Below are 17,356 nucleotides of genomic sequence, written 5' to 3' on the forward strand. Positions count from 1 at the left end.
TTCGGGCTTCAGTTGGGACACGGCGTCCTCCCCGCGGCCAACGGATCCAGTGAGCGCAGGATCTCGAGCGAGCGCAGACCATCGAAGCGCTGGAAGTGGTGGCGCAAGAACGCCTCGACCACCTTGTGGATCTCTCCAACCCGCTTGAGCTCGAGGTACTCGCCGGCTTCCGCCACCGGGCGCGAAAGGAGCAGCGTGAGCCCGGCGAGCGCGTCGGCGGAGAGCAGGATGGCGCCGGCTTCCGCGGCGGCGCACCGGTCGCACAGCATTCCCCCGCGGGCCGGCGAGAACACGCGTCGCGACGAGATCTCTCCGCCGCAGGTGACGCAGGCATCGAACCGCGGACGATAGCCGAGCAGGCTCGCGACCTGCAGCTCGAAGGCCAGCGTCACGGCGGAGAGCGAGCCGATCGGCGCCACCGACACGGACTCGATGGCCTTGAGCAGCAGATCGAACAGCGCCTCGTGCGGCTCTTCGCCCCAGACCAGGCGATCGATCAGCTCCACCGCGGCCTGCGCGTGCGCGAGACGCGAGAGGTCGGCCAGCTCGCTTCCCCAGGCGCGCAGCGTGTCGCCCTGCGACAGCAGCTGCAGATCTCGATCCGGCTTCAGATAGAGCACGAATCGCGAGCGTGACAGCGGCTCGAGCGCGACGCCGAAGCGGCTCGGCGACTTGCGCGCGCCCTTGGCCACCATCTTCACCAGTCCATGCTCACGCGTGTAGGCCACGACGATGCGGCTGGTCTCTCCCAGCGCGTACGTCTTGAGGACCACGCCCTCACACCGCGCGAGCGCCATCGGGAGCTTTCGCGGCCACGGGAGGAGCTTCGGCAGGCTGGACCACGCCGCCGGAGACCACGACCCGCAATCCGTCCTCGACCGGCCAGTCGAGATACATGACCGACGACTTCGGGACGTAGTGGACGAATCCCGAAGCGGGGTTGGGGGTGTGCGGCACGAACACGACTTCGACGTCTTCGTCGAAGCGCGCGCGCATCGCCGCCGTCGCGGGGCCGGTCAGGAAGCCGACGCGCCACATGCCCGGATGCGGCCACTGGATGAGCACCACCTGACGGAACGCATCCTTGCGGCGACTGAGGAAGGCCTCGCCGAGCGATTTGGTCGAACCGTAGAGGATGCCGAGTCCCGGAATCCGGCTGAGCATTCCATCCCACACCACGAACAGCGACTTCGACCCGAGCCAGCTGGCGAGCGCTCCCACGATGGTGAGCAGGAGCAGCGTCGCGACCAGGCCGATCCCTGGAATGCGGTGGTAGTCGAGCGCGGCGAACCGGAAGTACTGGCCGAGCAGGTTGTCGACCCAGTTGAGCATGCGAAAGAAGACCCAGAAGGTCACGGCCGTGGGGGCCAGGACGAGCAGGCCGGTGATGAGGTAGTTGCGAAGGCGGCCCGCGAAGCTCGGGCCGACACGCGTCGGGTCTTGGGCGGTCATGGGCTCTTGGGGTTGGGCTTAGCGCCGCAGAATCCCCGATGCGCAGGGAGAGGTCAACTTGTCAGAGTCCGACTCCACGCCGCGTCGAGAGCCAGGATTCCGGCGCGCGCCGCACGCATCGCCCGCGCCTCGGCGCGCCGCATCCTGACGCGCTCGCCGGGCTGGTGATGGTCATGCCCCGCGAGATGAAGCGTGCCGTGGATCGTGAGTCGCGCCAGCTCGCGTCCCACGCTCACCCGGTAGCGCCGCGCCTGAGCGACCGCGCGGTCCATCGAGATCACGAGGTCTCCGGAAACCCGGCCATCGTCCTCCCCTGAATATGGAAAAGAGAGCACGTCGGTCGCCCGATCGATCCCTCGCCACTGCCGGTTGAGCGCGCGCAGCTCGGCGTCGTCGGTGAGTCGAATGCCGATCTCGCCGGCGCGCGCGCCTTCGGCAGCCAGGGTGGCGCGGATGATCGCCCGCAACGGAGGTCCGAGGCGCGCAATCCCGCGACGGCCTGTGTTCGGCATGGTCAGTGCAGTCTGAACCGGACCGGAACGGCGATCCACACGGCGTACGCCTGTCCCTTGGAAAGCGCGGGACGGAACCGCCACTGCCACACCGCCTCCAGCGCGGCATCGTCCAGCATCGCTCGCGAATGGCGCACGAAGGCGTCCTTCACCGTCCCGTCGGCACCGACCAGTGCGTTGATCTCCACCACGCCCTCGACCTCGGAAGCGACGGCCTGTTGCGGATATTTCGGGGGCACCTTCTGGAGGACGACCGGCAGCGAGTCGATCCCGACGATGAGACGAATGGATTCATCGGTGCTCGGACGCGTGACCGGGGGCGTGCGCATCGCCGCGACCAACGAATCGTTGGGCAGGGCGCGCTGAAGGAGCGCGAACAAGGTGTCTGCTCGATCTTCGAAGTGAATCGTCCCCAGAGGCCGATCGGCGAGAAAGAGCTGCGCCGATCGGGTCTCGAAGCTGAGCAGCGCCCAGGTCTGGGGTCCGCTGCCCTGAAACGAGACGATGAAGAGCGGGACCTGGTGGGTCTCGTTGCAAGGCTTGCTCCGCCCGCGAAACTTCTCGACCGTATCCCAGTCGGCGGCGCGCATGAGCGCGTCCGCGAAGCGGCTCGCCCAGCGGGCATCGGTCTCGCCTTTCCGGTAGGCCTGGAGGGTGAGGGCCTTGCCCCTCTCCCCGCGGTAGGCCCACGGCGAGATCGCCGATCCGCACGCCGAGCTCACCACGGCCTGCTTGGCCTCGAGCAGACGCTTGCGCAGCGGCTCGAAGGGAGCCTTGGCGTGTCCTTCGGCGGCCGGTGTGGCGGTGGCCGCAGCGAGTCCCGCCAGCATCCCGACCAGAACAAGCAGGAGCGGCATGATTCCCGTGGGGATCTGGCGTTCTACTCGGCTTCCCATGTTGGAGCGTCGATCTCCCAGGGTAGATCGCGGGCTGGGCCATGGAAATCCACCGTGACGCTGGTCCAGGCCCACACCACCTTGCCGTCCTTGAGCGGCGGTCGGAATTGCCACTGGAGGACCGCGGCCCTCGCCGCGTCCGTGGCCCTGGCCGCGTCATAGAACATTGCGAATCCGTTGCTGACTTCCGCTCGGTGCACTCGGCCGTCAGGACCAACCAGGGCTCGTACGCGCAACACCCCTGTCGCCGAATACTCGGGGGGCACTCGTGTCACCGGCACGAGTGGAAGCTCGAGATTCGTGTCCGGTCCGCGATCGAGCGGGTCCAGCCCGGGAAACGCACCGTCCGGAGGGCTCATGAAAGTGTAGAAATCGGAGCGCTGGAGTCCGGGACGGAGCAATGGCCTCATCGCCTCCCACCATGCATGGTCGCCTTTGGCCGAGAGAACGACTCGAGCGCCCAGACCGTTCGCGAGCTCCATCTCCACTCCCTGGTCGGGTGCAAAGAGCACGAGGCGGACTCGCTCGCTTGCTGAGGAGAACTCGTAGCCGATCTGGACGTCCGGCAGCGCCGCATCCGCCTCACCGAGCTCGTCCGCGCAGCCGTAGGACTCGGCCTGTCCCAATGCGTGCGCGACCCGCTTCGCTCCCTCGCCCGGAAGCTCCATGGACTCGAGCACTTCGAAGCCCAGGAAGCTGGATGTGTCCAGCGGGCTGATCCGACCGCTCGGAGTGGCTGACAGACGAAGCACGCTGACCCGCTCCGAGCTTCGGATCGCTTGCAGCAGGTGTGCCGGTGGAGAGCACTTCGCCGCGCTCTCACCCGCCATCAGGAGAAGTGCACACCCCAGGAGCAGCCACCGCATGGCATCAGTATACGGCCATCAAGGACTCGCCAAGTCCTGCTTCCATGAAATTCGGCGGCTGGTTTTCGGTGGCGTATGAGGCGTCCTACAGGCACTGTGCAGCCCATGAGCACGGAGATCCGCGAAGGCGATCGCGACTACGTCCTGGGGACTCACGACGAGGAGATTCAGCGTCTCGGCCTCCAGCATCGGGTGTGGCGGCCGCGCGCCACGGCAGCATGGCGCCGGGCCGGCTTCGATGTCGGACAGACGCTGCTCGATGTGGGCTGCGGTCCCGGCTATGCCTCGATCGACCTGGCGGAGATCGTGGGGCGCGAGGGGCGCGTCGTCGCCGTCGACCGCTCGCGGCGTTTTCTCGACACGCTCGAGGCTCGCGCCCGCGTCCACGGCATCGAGCACATCGAGATCCACGAGCGCGACCTCGACGAAGGCAAGCTCCCGCTCGTCGACGCCCACGGAGCATGGATCCGCTGGGTCTTCTCGTTCGTGCGCCATCCGCGCGAGCTGGTGAGCGCGGTGCACAAAGCACTTCGGCCCGGCGGGACGCTGGCGCTGCACGAATACGTCCACTACAAGACCTGGCGCATCGCGCCGCGCTGTCGCGAGCACGAGGCGTTCGTGGAGCTGGTCGAGGAAAGCTGGCGTGACAGCGGAGGCGAGCCCGACATCGGCATGGACCTGCCGCGCTGGCTCGAGACCCAGGGCTTCGAGATCCTTCACCTCGAGCCGATCATCGACGTGGTCCGCCCAGGTGATTTCGCTTGGCGCTGGCCGATGGCGTTCATCGGCTCGGGTCTGCGGCGGCTCATAGCACTCGGCAAGCTCACCCGCGAGCGTGGCCGCGAGATGGAGCAGAAGATCCTCGCCGCCTGTGCGGAGCCGCACACCTGTCAGGTGCTGCCGACGGTGCTGGAGATCGTGGCCCGGCGGATCTAGGTGTGTAAGCCTACGTCGACTCGCGACGCAGGTCGGCGTCCGCTCTCTGGCGCCGGCGCGGATCCTCGGGATACGGCGCGCGCACGTGGAAGATCGCGGTCAGCACCGGAATGAAGGCCTCGCGGATCTTCGCCAGCTCGGAGAGCGTGAGACCGCACTCGTCGAGCTGGCCGTCCTGGACGCGCTCCTGGATGATCCGCGTCACCAGTCCGCGGATGCGGCTCGGGGTCGGCTCCTCGAGCGCGCGCGAGGCGCCTTCGACGCCGTCCGCCAGCATGAGTATGGCCGTTTCTTTGGAGCGCGGCTTCGGCCCTGGATAGCAGAAGTCCTCACGCCGCGCCATCGGATCCTGCTCGAGCGCCTTGTGATAGAAGAAGGCCATCACCATCGTGCCGTGGTGTTCCGGGATCGCGTTCTGGACGGCGCTCGGCAGCCGGTCCTTGCGCGCCATCTCGAGACCTTCGGTGATGTGGGACTTCACCACCAGCGTGCTCATGCTCGGCGTGAGCCGCTCGTGGCGGCTGCGCGCGAAGGCCGGCTCGTTCTCCGCGTAGTACTCGGGCTTCGAGAGCTTGCCGATGTCGTGGTAGTAGGCACACACGCGAGCCAGCAGCGAGTTGGCGCCGGTCGCTTCCGCCGCCGCCTCGGCCAGGCTTCCCACGATCATGCTGTGGTGATAGGTGCCCGGGGCCTCGAGCTGGAGACGCTTGAGCAGCGGGCGGTTGAGATCCGAGAGCTCGAGCAGCGTGATGTCGGACGTGAGTCCGAACAGGTGCTCGACCAGGGGCAGCAGCATGAAAGCCAGCGACACCGAGAGGAACGCGCTCAGCCCTCCCCACAGCGCGTCGCGCGCGAGCAGCTGGGGCGACGTCACACGGCCCAGATCCCACGCCAGGATGGCGGCCAGATTGGCGAGCGCGATGGTGAAGAGCGCCAGCGCGAAGTGCCAGCGATGGCGCAGGCGTGAAACCGAGTAGACCGCGGTGACGCCACCCATGACCGCGACCGGAATGAACGTGCTGCGCAGCTCCACCACGGTGACGGTGGCGCCGGCGAGCAGCAACGTGAACACCAGGGCCGGGCGCTTCTCCATCAGCGAGGCGGCCACCAGCGGCGCCAGTGCCAGCGGCACCGTGAACTCCGTGAGCCCGAAGGTTCCGACCAGGAGCTGAGCCATGCCCATCACCACCGCGGTGAGCAGGGTGAACATCGCGAGCATGGCGTTGTCCCGGAAGACGCCGGGCAGCTCCATGCGCAGGTAGCTGCCGAACACCGCGAGGAAGAGCAGCATCAGCAGCATTCGGGCGACCGGCGGGTAGAGGAATTGGGAGCGGTTCTGGCGCGCCAGCTCGAGATTGCGCAGCGAGCGCAGCTTCAGCAACGCGTTCCCCTCGACCTTCTGATTGGCATCGACGATCAGCTCGTCCTTCTGGACGAAGCCGACCATCGTCGGCACGGCGCCCTGCGCCTGCACGCGGCGGTAATCCGTCTCGGCCCGGTCGTAGACGACGTTGGGCACGATGAAAGGGCCCACCATCTCGCCCAGGAGGCGAACCCCCGCCGGATCACCGGGGAACGTGGCGCGCGCACGCTCGTCGATGCGGGCGACCACTTCGTGACGGTCGTACAGGATGCTCGCGGAACGTGGAGTCTCGACATCGCCCTCGCGGACGGTGACGTTGCGGTAGCCGAGCAGAAGATCGTTCCGCTTCTCGGCGACCACTCCGGCTCTGTAGATCTCGTTCAGCACCGCCCCGAGCTCGCGCAGCGCCCGGCGCGCGCGGGCCGGAACCGCCAGGGCCTGCGCCGCGTCATCGGAGAGCGGCACGCCGAGGCCCTTGAGCTGGCGCGCCCGCTCGGCGGACGGAATCTCCGTCTCCGACACCGTCTCCAGGACCCTCTCCTGGAAGGTGGCATACCGAGTCAGCGTCTCGGTGGAGATGCGGCTGTCCACGACCATGACCGGGGGGACGGCGGCGGCGGCCTGCTGCTGCTGCCGCCGCAGCTCGCCCTCTTCCTTCTGGACGCGGAAGTCGAAGGGTGCGACCACGCGCTCGCGGGCGATGTCACCCGCGTTGTAGCGGTACTTGTCTCGGATCCGGCCGCTTCCCGGGATGCTCGCGGCCACCGCCAGCAGCGCCAGCACGAGCAGCACGCGAACGCCATGGAAACGCCAGCGCAACGTGCGCGGGCGACCCGGTAACGGAACGACCGAGGGTCCCTCCTGAACCGTCATTGGACCTCTATGCGTGGTGCGTTCGAATCAGCGAGACGCGTCTTCGGTCGACGCGCTCTCGCCCGAGGCTTCCGCCGCAGGCAGCGGGGCTTCGGCCTCGGCTTCGGGGTCGAGGCTTTCGCCCACGCCATCTTCCTGTTTCCCGTTCTGGCGCGCGTGGTAGGCATCGAACGCGCGGATGATGTCGCGCACCAGGCGGTGACGGACGACGTCCTCGGGATGGAAGTAGATGAACCTGATGTCGGCGACCGAGCCGAGGATGGATTGGATCCTCACGAGTCCCGAGTGATCGGGATCCTTGAGATCGATCTGGGTGATGTCTCCGGTGATCACGGCGCGCGAGTTCACGCCCAGGCGCGTGAGAAACATCTTCATCTGACGCACCGTCGTGTTCTGGGCTTCGTCCATGATCACGAACGAGCTGTGCAACGTACGCCCGCGCATGAAGGCGAGTGGCGCGATCTCGATGACGCCCAGCTCGATGTAGCGCCGCATGCGGTCGTACGACATCATGTCCGCCAGCGCGTCGTACATCGGACGCAGATAAGGATCGACCTTCTCCTGCATGTCGCCCGGCAGGAAGCCCAGGCTCTCGCCGGCCTCGACCGCGGGACGCACCAGGATGATGCGGTCCACCTTCTTGTGGCGGAGTGCGTGGGCCGCTGCGGCCACCGCCAGGTAAGTCTTTCCGGTGCCCGCCGGACCGATCGAGAACACGATCTCGTGCTCTTCCATCGCCTTGAGGTATTCCGCCTGCCTCGGCGTGCGAGCCCGCACGGTCTTGCGGTCGAAGGTGAATCCCGGCGCCCCTTCATAGGCGTCGGCCAGCCGGGACGCCTGTCCATTGCGGCGACCCAGAGCGGTCGCGACGTCCGCCTCTTCCACGACCTTGCCGCGCTCGGCCAGCTCCACCAGCTCCTTCAGAGCGCGGGCCGCGGTGCCGACCGCGTCCTCTTCGCCGGAGACGGTGATGGTTCCGTCCCGGAGCGTGATGCGTACCGGCACCTCCCGCTCGATCTGGCGGAGATTGGCGTCGTTACGGCCCAGCAGCGCGACCGGATCGAGATGCTCGATGGGAAGTTTCTTGATGTTCACCGATAGAACCTCGGGTCCTGAAAAGCACGAAACTCTTGACCGATCCGGCCCCGGAAGGGACCTGGTCAAGAGTCAGAGAGACCGACGATGTAGTTTCGGAGCCGTCTAACAATCCTTTGAGGTCCAGTCACTTACAGCGTCCGGTTTGTCCCCCGGCAAGGTGCCGAGGGCCGCGTCGCCGAACCGCCTGGACGCTAGCATGCGTCCGGGGGCCGGTCAATCGCGGCTGCCCGGATTATCGGTTCCATCACAGAGTTTCTGGAGCCGCTAAGCCGCACCCCGTCGGGACTCGCGAGGAGCGGCCGCGGTGAAGGTCTGGACCAGCGACTGAGCGATCGCCGCCAGCGGGAGCGCGAGCAGGACGCCGGGAGGTCCCAGCAGCTCCCCTCCCGCCAGCACGCTGACCGTCACCACGAAGGGATGCATCTTGAGGTGGCGTCCCATCACACGCGGCGTCACCAGCAGGGCAATCAGCCCGTTGCTCACCGCGTAGGCTCCGAGCGCAAGAGCGGCGCGGCCCGGTCCTTCGCCAAGGCCGACCAGACCGATCGCCACGGCGGCTATCCAGAATCCGACGAAGGGAAGGATCTCGGCGACCGCGACCAGGAACCCGAGCAGCAGCGCGTGCGAGATGCCGATCGCGGTGAGCGCCATCGTCATGACCGTCCCCGAGACGAGGCAGACGATCGCCTGACCGCGCACGTAGCTCGCGAGCGCACGGTCGATGGCGCGGCCTGCTTTCTCGAGCTGGACGTGAGCATCGACGGGCACGAAGCGCAGGAGGCTCGCGCGCACGGCGCCGCGCTCGGCGAGGAGATAGAAGGCCAGCAGCGGAATCACCAGCGCGCCGGCGAGCTGGACGACGTTGCTGAACATCCGCCCGAGCCAGCCGATGAGCCAGGTCTGGAGCTGCGGCAGCGCATCCTGCAGATGGTCCATCGTCGGCCCCACCGCACCACCGTAACCCGCGTCGGCGGCGATCTGCCCGAACTGGGCCATCAGCGTCTGCAGGCGCTCCGGAAGACCCGTGAAGAGCGACGCCGCCTCGCTCAGGAGCTGCGGCGTGATGACCACCGTGGCCCAGATGGTGACGGCGACCAGGGCCGCCATCACCAGCCCCGCGGCGGCGGGCTGCGGGATCCGCGCACCGCGCGGCAGAGGGATGCGCGTGACCCGGGCGACCAGAGGGTCGAGCGCATAGGCGAGCAGCGTGGCGAACACCACCATCATGACGATGCTGCGCAGCATCCACATCAGCGCGACCGCGACCATTCCCGCCACCACCAGCAAGGCCGTGCGTCCCGCGTCTTCCGAGGTGCCTTGGCGCGGCATCGGCGCGCTCAGCTTTCCACCGCCGCGAGCTCGACGAGAGGAACGCCGCCGTTCACCATCTCGCCCGCCCGAGCGCGGACCTGGGATACCCGGCCGTCGCGCGGGGCCCGGATCAAGTGCTCCATCTTCATGGCCTCGACCGCCAGCAGGGCCTGGCCCTTTCGGACGTCCTCGCCCTCGGCGACCAGCACTTTGGTCACCACCCCGGGCATCGGCGACTCGAGGCGGTCTTCGTTCGCCCGCGAGCGCGAGGCGCGCGCGACGTCCGCGCGCTCGAGCACGAAATCGGAGCGGCCCACTCGGACGAAGCGGCGCCGATCGCCGCGCGTCACCTCGATGACCCATGCGCCCTGCTCGTTCGTCAGTCGGAGCCGTCCCTCCTCGAGGACCTCGACGCCGACGTCGAAGGTGCTCTGATCCACGGTCACGCGGTACCGTCCGTCGCCGAGCGGAACGAGCTCCACCTGGCGCACGCGCGGTCCGTCGAGCCAGGCGGATTTCATGTCAATCGAGGCCCGGAAGTCGCCATGGCCCCACGGCGCGAAACGGCGCTTCGCCGGCGGTCTCGTGGCCGGCGGGAGCATGGCGCCGGTGAGCGCCATCTCCGTCGGTGAGCGCGGCCGCGACGAGCGCGAGCTCGGGCGCCGGCGCGCCGGCCATCGCCGAGAAGACCGCCATGAACTCGCGCTCGATCCACTCGGTGTCGGCGCGCGCCTGCTCCACCTCGGGAGCGCGCACCAGGGCGCGAAGGAACGGCAGGTTGGTGGTGACGCCGTGCACGAGCGCATCGTCGAGCGCGCGCGCGAGCCGCGCGAGGGCCAGCGAGCGATCGGGCGCGACCGCGATCACTTTGGCGAGGATCGGGTCGTAGTGAACCGGCACGGCATCGCCCGACTCGATCCCCGCGTCGACTCGAATGAACGGACCGCGTGGCCAGCGCACCCGAGTGGCGACGCCCGCCTGGGGCAGGAAGCCCGCGGCCGCATCCTCGGCGTAGACGCGCGCCTCGATCGCGTGCCCGTGGCGGACGATCTCCGAACCGCCGAACGGAAGCTCGTTCTGCGCCGCGATCTCGAGCTGGAGCCTCACCAGGTCGATCCCGGTGGTCAGCTCGGTCACGGGGTGCTCGACCTGGAGCCGGGTGTTCATCTCGAGAAACCAGAATTCCTCTCCCGCGACCAGGAACTCGACGGTGCCCACGCCGCGGTAACGGACCTCGCGCGCCACGTCCATCGCCGCGTTCAGCATCCGGGTGCGCAGCCGTTCGCCGAGCGCCGGCGACGGAGATTCCTCGACGACCTTCTGGTGGCGCCGCTGCAGCGAGCACTCTCTCTCGAACAGGTGGATGACCGCGCCCGCGCCGTCGCCGGCGACCTGCACCTCGACATGGCGCGCGCGCTCGAGCCTCTTCTCGACGTAGACGGCGCCGTCCCCGAATCCGGACAGCGCGACGCGCCGGGTGCTCTCGAAGGCATCGCGCAGCTCGGCCTCGCTCGCCACCACCCGCATTCCCTTGCCCCCGCCGCCGAGGGCGGCCTTGAGCAGCAGCGGATAACCGATCTTCCTGCCCGCCGCGGCCAGCGCTCCCGGATCTTCCCCCTCGGCGCCCGGCACCACGGGGACTCCCAGGCGCCGCGCGATCGCCCGCGCCGCGCGCTTGTCGCCCATGGTCCGGATCTGCTCGGCCGTCGGACCAAGGAACACCATCCCGGCCGCTTCGACGGCGGCCGCGAAGTCCGCGTTCTCGGCCAGGAACCCGTAGCCGGGGTGGATCGCCTGCGCATCACTCGCTCTTGCGGCGGCGAGAATGGCTTCGGTGTTCAGGTAGGACGCGCGCGGCTCGGCGGGACCGAGGAGCTGGACCTCGTCCGCCGTACGGACGTGGAGGGCGTCCACGTCGGCCTCGGAGCACACGGCGACCGCACGGAGCCCCATCTCGCGCAGCGTGCCCGCGATGCGGCATGCGATCTCGCCGCGGTTCGCGATCAGGACCTTGCGGAACATGAAACCGATCCTACAGGAGCGCTCGACGAGGGCGCGAACCCGGCCCCGCGGAGCGGCCTAGACCTGCCAGCGAGGCTTGCGCTTCTCGAAGAACGCGGCCAGGCCGTCCTTCGCCTCGTCGCCCGAGCGGACCTCCGCCAGCGTCCGCGGCAGCGCCGCCCGGTACTCCTCCCACGGTGAGTCGGCCCACAGCTCGAGCAGGGTCTTCACGCGCCGCTGCGCCATGGGGGCTCCGGAGAGCAGCTGATGGACGCGCTCCTCGACCTTGGCGTCGAGCCCCGCGTCCGGGACGACGTGACTGACGAGCCCGATACGCTCGGCCGTCGCCGCGTCGAAGCGCTCGCCGGTGAGCATGTATTCACGAGCGTGGCGATCGCCGAGCCGCCGGATCACGTAGGGGCTGATGACCGCGGGCAGGATGCCGAGACGCACTTCGGTGATCCCGAATCGCGCGTCATCGGCCGCCACGGCGATGTCGCAGGCGCAGACCAGCCCGACGCCGCCGCCGTAGACGTTGCCCTGGATGCGTCCGACCACCGGCTTGGGAAAGTCGCCGAGCGCGGCGAACATGCGCGCGAGCTTCTCGGCTTCCGCCATGTTCTCTTCGAAGGTCAGGTGGGCGGATGCCTTCATCGCCCCGATGTCGGCGCCGGCGCAAAAGGAAGGGCCCCGCCCGCCCAGCACCACCACGCGCACCGAATCGTCGTGCGCCAGCTCGTGCATGACGCCGGCCAGCTCGGCCCCGAGCTCGGGAGAAAGGGCGTTGTGCTGATCCGGGCGGTTGAGCCAGACGCGGGCCACACCGCCGTCGCGAATCGACTCGATGAGCGGCACGATCATTCCCTCAAGTCATCGTTCGGAATCGAGCGCCTGCAGCATCGCGCGGGCGCGGCGCTGGGTGTCGCCGACGGTGAGTGGTGCTCCGAGCACGCGATTCAACTGCCGACGCGCCTCGTCGCGGTCGCCAGTCTGCGCCAGAAGTCGCGCGTACTCAAGACGGATGTCCGGCAGCGAGCGTCGCTCCGGATCGCGCAGCTCGAGCAGCCGCGCCACCGCATCGCGCGCCGCGATCCAGTCGCCTCGCGCTTCGGCGCAGGTGGCGACCAGCCCGGTCGCCTGCACGTGCGCGGGATCCATCTTCAGGATCGACCTCGCCAGCGCCTCGGCCGGATCGCAACGGGAGAGCTCGTGGAGCTCCAGAGCCAGCGCGTAGGCGAAAGGCTGGATCTGTTGCTCGTAGATCACGCCGAGCGCCAGCACCCACGAAGGCGGTGGATCGAGCTCGGCGCGCGGCACGCCCATCGGGCTCATCGCGGAGGCGAGCTCGGCGCGCGCCCCCGGCGGGATGTCCCTCGTCCACCACAGAGGATCCAGAGGCGTCGTGACGGTGGAACGGAACCGCGCGCCGAGCCGGTAGATGCGGATCTCCGGTCCGGTCACGGTGCCTCCCGAGCGCAACACGATCACGCTGTCGGCGGCGCTCTCGAGCAATCGATAGAAGCGGTGCTGAACCGCATAGCGCGTGGAATCCGATTCGTACCGCCCGCGCACCGCGTCGCTGGTGAGCACCCAGTCCACGCCGATGAAGAGCGCGGGCTCATAGAAAACGCGGTTCAGGTCCGCGCTGCTCGGGAAGAGCTCGATCTCACGGCGCCCCCGCTGCGAATCCGGAGCGACCACGACCGCGCGGCCCGCCACGAGCAGAGGCAGCCGCACCGAGCGAGCCACCGGCAGCCCTTCGAAGCGTCGCCGCCATGAGGAATCGCTGGCCGCATAGGCCGGCGTCGCCACGATGCGAAGGAGCTCCCTGCGTTCGCGCACCGCGGCGCCGTGAGCCTCCTGCACCAGCAGCTGATCGGCGCCGACCATGCGTTCCACGAACCGCCGTGCCTGTCCCTGGGTGGTGTCGCCTCCAACCGAAGCGGCGGTGAAGGCCGACGCGCATGCCGGCGCGGCCACCGCGAGCATCAGCAGCAGGCGCACGATTCCGCGAGCGCGGGCGTCGAGCCGCGGGAGAAGGTCGGGAAGCTCGAGGACGGTCGCCGCGAGGAGCAGCGCGATCGCCGGCACGACGGGCGCGAGATAGCGCTCGAACTCGACACGACCGAGCAGGATCGGCAGGAGGAATGCGACCAGATAGAGCCAGACGATCGAGATCCCGCGCGTCCCCTGGGTTCGGCGCCGGAGCCACAGCAGCGAGGCCGCCAGCGCGAGCGGCGCGATCCAGCCGAAGTCCCGCGCGAGCAGACGCACGTAATAGAGGGCACCGGGCTTGCCGAAGCTGCCGAGCTGGCCCTCGCCGACCAGGTTCGCGATCCGCAGCCAGTCGAAGCGCGCCTGGGCGAAGTTCGAGATCAGAAAAGGCGAAGTGGCCGCGAAGACCAACCCCGCGAGGACGACCGCGTAGAGCGTCCGGATCCCGCGCCGCGGCTCGGCGCGGGCGAAGATCGTCCACAGGAGCGGCAGCGCGAGGAGCGCGGCCGGATACTTGGTGCCCGCCGCCAGCCCGGTGAGCATGGCCGCCAGAACCCACGCGCTCCACCGCCCGCTCGAGCGATAGACGACCATGCGCTCGAGCGCCCACGCCGCGAAGGCCGTCATCAGGCCGTCGGTGACGATGGCGTGCGACTGTCGGATCAGGATCGCCGACAAGGCGACGAGCAGCGCGGCGAGCAGGCCCGCGCCCCGCCTCAACCGCTCTCCGATGCGGGCCACGGCCACCACGGTCGCCAGATCCGCCGCCACGCCGAGCGCACGTCCGGCCAGCGCCATCGGCGTGGGATCGATCTGATACGCGACGAAGAAGTCCGCGGACTTCCGATACTCCCCGGCGATCTGACCCGCGAGAAAGAGCGCTTGTTGCACCACGAGGTGGAGATAGAAGGAGAGCGACGGGTAATGGAATGCGCGTGGATTCCAGTCCGGACGCGCGCTTCCAAAGCCCGCCATCTCGAAGGCGCGCCGAAATGGGAAGGCTTCCTCGAAGAAGTCGGGCAGCCCTTCCGCCACGTGCCAGAGCCGCAGCCCCAGAGCGAGCAGCAGGATGCCCCAGAGCGCCGCGGACATCGATGGAGCGGGCGCGCGCGCGGTCGAGGATGGATCGGGTCGCGGACGCTCCGCGTGCTGGGCCCGGCCGCGGCGACCGCCCCGTGACACGGCTAGATGAAACGCCGGCCGCGAGCGCGGAACTCGGCGATCGCCGCCGGATCGGGATACGAAAAGTAGCTGGCCTTGGAAAGATCCATCGGCTGCCGGGGCGCCACGCCGCGCTCGATGAGATCGATGGCTCGCAGCAGCAAGTGTCTCCCCAGCTCCACCTTCGATCGCAGCACCAGGGAATGCACCGTGTCGGCCGGCTCGATCGCGAGATGCTCCTGCAGGAGCACATCTCCGTGATCCAGCTTCTCGTCCATCCAGTGCACGGTCACGCCAGTCTGTTGCTCGCCTTTCGCCAGCACCCAGAACGACGGCAGCATGCCCTGATAGCGGGGCAGCAGAGCGCCGTGCAGATTGATGCATCCACGCGAGGGCAGCGCGAGCAGCCGGGCGCCAATCTTCTGCGGGCAGGCGATCGACACGATGAGATCCACCCCCAGCGACTCGAGCCGCTGGGAGAACTCGGGATCGTTGACCTTGGGGACCACTTCCGAAGGCACTCCCGCTCGTCGCGCCGCCCCGGTCACGGAATAGCTTCGCGCGCCGGTCGTGAAGCGCCCCCACAAGTCCATGAACCGATGGAACGCGAGATTGCCGAGCTGAAGCGCGAAGTCCCGCGGGCCCATCATGCTCAGATACTTGAGCGCATGTCCGCGCCGCAGCTCGCCGGGAACGATCCCGACCCCGACGATGTCGCGGCGTCGCTCGAACATCAGGTCGAGGATGCGCGGAATGTAGAAGGCGTCTTCCTGGGTGAGGACGAAGATTTTCACGAAGAGGGAGGCTTCTCGAGAACGTCCGCGAAGGCGCCCGCCATGGTCGTGAACGCGAAGTCGGCGAGCAGTCGGCGCGTCTTGGATGCGGTGGAGCCGAGGTTGAAGTAGTGCGTCATCTCGGGGACCTTGCGTGGCATCTTCACGTGCGGCTGATCGGGATCGTATTCCCAGGGATGCACGTAGAAGATGAGGCCCTTGCCCTCGCGCTGGCGCAGGTGCCGCGCGAGGCCTCGGGTCACGGCGTAGGGATAGAGGCGGAAGTAACCGCCTCCGCCGAGCGGCAGGTTGATCCCGGACCGCGCGTCGCGCCCAGGGAAGCGCACGGTGCTGAGCGGAATCTCGTAGAGCCAGGCTCCGGAAGGCGTGCGGATCCAACCCGGGTAGCGGTCGGCTCCTGGGATCCCGTAGCGATAGTTGAGCGTCGGGAAGATGCTGGAGTCGTAACGGATGCCTTCCTCGGCCAGGATGTCGAGCGCCCACAATGAATCCGCGGTGATCGAGAAGTAAGGAGCGCGGTGCCCGATGATCTTCTGCCCGGATTGCTGCTCGAGAACATCGATCGATCGCCTGAGCTCGCGGCGGAAGTTGTCGGGCGTCATTTGGTAGACGAACCGGTGCGAATACCCGTGGGTGGCGATCTCGTGCCCTCGGGAGACCAGGCGCGGAACCAGGCCGGGGGTCTGCTCCGCCTGCCAGCCCAGCGTGAAGAACGTGGCTCGGACGCCAGCCTGCTCGAGAAGATCGAGCAACACGTCCAGACCGGTATCGATGCGCGGCCGGAAGGGACCCCAGTCATCCATGTCGAATTCGAGGCCCTGATACCAGTCCTCGACGTCGACGCTGAATACGTTGGGGATGCCGTTGTGGTGCACGCCAACTCCATGGCCTCTTCCGGCGAAACCGGAAGCATGGGCTGAACGAGGATGTCGGGGAAACGAGATCAGACTTCCCGGAGCACCCGCACCGGGAAGTCCGACCGAGCAGTCTCGACGATGATGGGCCGGGAGGACAAGCGGGAAGGCCGCCCCTCGCCGGTTCCGCGGCGAGGCTATGCGCCCCAGCGCGCCTCGAATCCTCTGACGTCCACGTGAACGAAGGCCCCGTGGGCCGACGTCGGCTGGTAGGTGCCGAGCCCGCCGATCAGGTCGTCGGAATCGTTCTGGACGCTCTCGACCAGCCGCCCGAGCCAGCGGGCGTCCGCCAGCGTGTGACGGCCGTCGCGATTGAGGTCGTCCATCCGTCCATCGCCGTCGGCGTCGACGAAGATGTCGGCGGCATCCCCGTAATGATGGCGGCTGAAACTGGTTTCGTTGCCGATGGCCGCGTTGTACGACGGCGTCCGATACGCGCTGAGCAGCGTGAACGTGTGAGCCTCGTGCCCCTGGCTGTTCACCCGCGCCAGCACCTCTTCGAGCTTCTGCAGCAGCGGCTGCCGCAGGACCAGGTACTCGGGAGGCCCGCCGGCCTGCTTGCACAGGAACTGTCCGAGCTGGAAGTGCGGAGAGACGGCGACGTCCTTCATGTCCGGCGTCACCCGGACGAATCCTCGGGGCCGCACGTAGAATTCCGACCGCGGGCTGGGATAACGCCCGATGCGGTAGTCGCCGATCGAACCGCGGCGCGCCGCGGAGAAGGGCACCATGACGAAGACGTTGAGCGTCATGGACTGATCGGTTCCGCGCTCACGGATCTCGATGGGATAGAGCCCCGGCTTGGTCGGCGCCGTCCACTTCCACGCCCCGCGCCCGACCGACGCCGCCAGCCCTTCGGCCGTCGCCAGGTCGTACTCTCGAGCCGAATTCGTCACCGTGACCGGAACGGCTTCGTTCGGCAGCACGAACATCGCCATCACCCGGTAGTCGTTCTCCACGTCTCCGAAGCGGACCGCGAAGGTGCGCTGCGGTGAGTAGGCTTCGACGGTGATCGAATCGACGACCGGAACCGAGGGGACTGCGAGGGCTCCCGGATCCTGCCCGGGGGCGAAGTTGGCATAGGGCAGCAAGAGGCCGACAAGGAATTCCCAGAGCATGCGTTCTCCCAGCACGAGGCGAGCGATCCTCGCTGATCAGACGGTCTTGGGTACAGCGTGGGTTTG

At 68.2% G+C, this 17,356-nt stretch carries 16 protein-coding genes; 1 reads left to right on the forward strand and 15 read right to left on the reverse strand.

The window, feature by feature from the left end; translation table 11 throughout:
• Positions 1-8 precede the first annotated feature (8 nt).
• From recO to VFQ05_03860, 5 genes are read right to left on the reverse strand one after another with little or no spacing between them, the layout of a single operon-like run.
• Positions 9-797, reverse strand: coding sequence for a DNA repair protein RecO (recO, locus tag VFQ05_03840; protein ID HET9325881.1), 789 nt, complete (start codon positions 795-797; stop codon positions 9-11).
• Positions 778-1,452, reverse strand: coding sequence for a DUF502 domain-containing protein (locus VFQ05_03845; protein HET9325882.1), 675 nt, complete (start codon positions 1,450-1,452; stop codon positions 778-780). The genes recO and VFQ05_03845 overlap by 20 nt, the downstream gene beginning before the upstream one ends.
• A 53-nt stretch (positions 1,453-1,505) precedes the next feature.
• A complete protein-coding gene (ybeY, locus tag VFQ05_03850; GenBank protein HET9325883.1) occupies positions 1,506-1,919 on the reverse strand; it encodes an rRNA maturation RNase YbeY in 414 nt (137 codons plus the stop codon).
• A 47-nt stretch (positions 1,920-1,966) separates the two neighbouring features.
• On the reverse strand, positions 1,967-2,821 hold the full coding sequence (locus tag VFQ05_03855) for an energy transducer TonB (GenBank protein HET9325884.1): 855 nt from the start codon (positions 2,819-2,821) through the stop codon (positions 1,967-1,969).
• A gap of 23 nt (positions 2,822-2,844) precedes the next feature.
• Positions 2,845-3,612, reverse strand: a complete 768-nt coding sequence (locus tag VFQ05_03860; GenBank protein HET9325885.1) for an energy transducer TonB — start codon at positions 3,610-3,612, stop codon at positions 2,845-2,847.
• A gap of 219 nt (positions 3,613-3,831) precedes the next feature.
• Between VFQ05_03860 and VFQ05_03865 the strand changes: the two genes are divergently transcribed.
• Entirely contained in the window at positions 3,832-4,662 is an 831-nt protein-coding gene (locus VFQ05_03865) for a class I SAM-dependent methyltransferase (GenBank protein ID HET9325886.1), read from the forward strand.
• Positions 4,663-4,672: 10 nt separating this feature from the next.
• Here the strand turns inward: VFQ05_03865 and VFQ05_03870 are convergent, their stop codons facing one another.
• The 10 genes from VFQ05_03870 to VFQ05_03915 all read right to left on the reverse strand — a co-directional run bounded on the left by VFQ05_03870 (position 4,673) and on the right by VFQ05_03915 (position 17,290).
• Complete coding sequence (locus VFQ05_03870; protein HET9325887.1) at positions 4,673-6,898, reverse strand: HDIG domain-containing protein; 2,226 nt, start codon at positions 6,896-6,898, stop codon at positions 4,673-4,675.
• Between the two features lie 27 nt (positions 6,899-6,925).
• A complete protein-coding gene (locus VFQ05_03875; protein HET9325888.1) occupies positions 6,926-7,993 on the reverse strand; it encodes a PhoH family protein in 1,068 nt (355 codons plus the stop codon).
• A gap of 267 nt (positions 7,994-8,260) precedes the next feature.
• Positions 8,261-9,325 (reverse strand): AI-2E family transporter, encoded by a 1,065-nt coding sequence (locus VFQ05_03880; GenBank protein ID HET9325889.1) that lies wholly within the window; start codon positions 9,323-9,325, stop codon positions 8,261-8,263.
• Between the two features lie 8 nt (positions 9,326-9,333).
• Entirely contained in the window at positions 9,334-9,828 is a 495-nt protein-coding gene (locus tag VFQ05_03885) for a biotin/lipoyl-containing protein (protein ID HET9325890.1), read from the reverse strand.
• Position 9,829: 1 nt separating this feature from the next.
• Positions 9,830-11,329: a biotin carboxylase N-terminal domain-containing protein gene (locus tag VFQ05_03890; protein HET9325891.1), complete on the reverse strand. Its 1,500-nt coding sequence runs from the start codon at positions 11,327-11,329 to the stop codon at positions 9,830-9,832.
• Positions 11,330-11,386: 57 nt separating this feature from the next.
• A complete protein-coding gene (locus VFQ05_03895; protein ID HET9325892.1) occupies positions 11,387-12,169 on the reverse strand; it encodes an enoyl-CoA hydratase-related protein in 783 nt (260 codons plus the stop codon).
• 9 nt (positions 12,170-12,178) lie between these two features.
• Positions 12,179-14,395: a glycosyltransferase family 39 protein gene (locus tag VFQ05_03900; GenBank protein HET9325893.1), complete on the reverse strand. Its 2,217-nt coding sequence runs from the start codon at positions 14,393-14,395 to the stop codon at positions 12,179-12,181.
• A gap of 92 nt (positions 14,396-14,487) precedes the next feature.
• Entirely contained in the window at positions 14,488-15,258 is a 771-nt protein-coding gene (locus VFQ05_03905; GenBank protein HET9325894.1) for a formyltransferase family protein, read from the reverse strand.
• Entirely contained in the window at positions 15,255-16,133 is an 879-nt protein-coding gene (locus VFQ05_03910) for an XrtA system polysaccharide deacetylase (protein ID HET9325895.1), read from the reverse strand. Before VFQ05_03910 ends, VFQ05_03905 begins: the two co-directional genes overlap by 4 nt.
• A 176-nt stretch (positions 16,134-16,309) precedes the next feature.
• Positions 16,310-17,290, reverse strand: a complete 981-nt coding sequence (locus tag VFQ05_03915; protein ID HET9325896.1) for a hypothetical protein — start codon at positions 17,288-17,290, stop codon at positions 16,310-16,312.
• Positions 17,291-17,356: the final 66 nt, after the last annotated feature.

The sequence above is a fragment of the Candidatus Eisenbacteria bacterium genome, assembly GCA_035712145.1.
GTDB lineage: Bacteria > Eisenbacteria > RBG-16-71-46 > RBG-16-71-46 > RBG-16-71-46 > DASTBI01.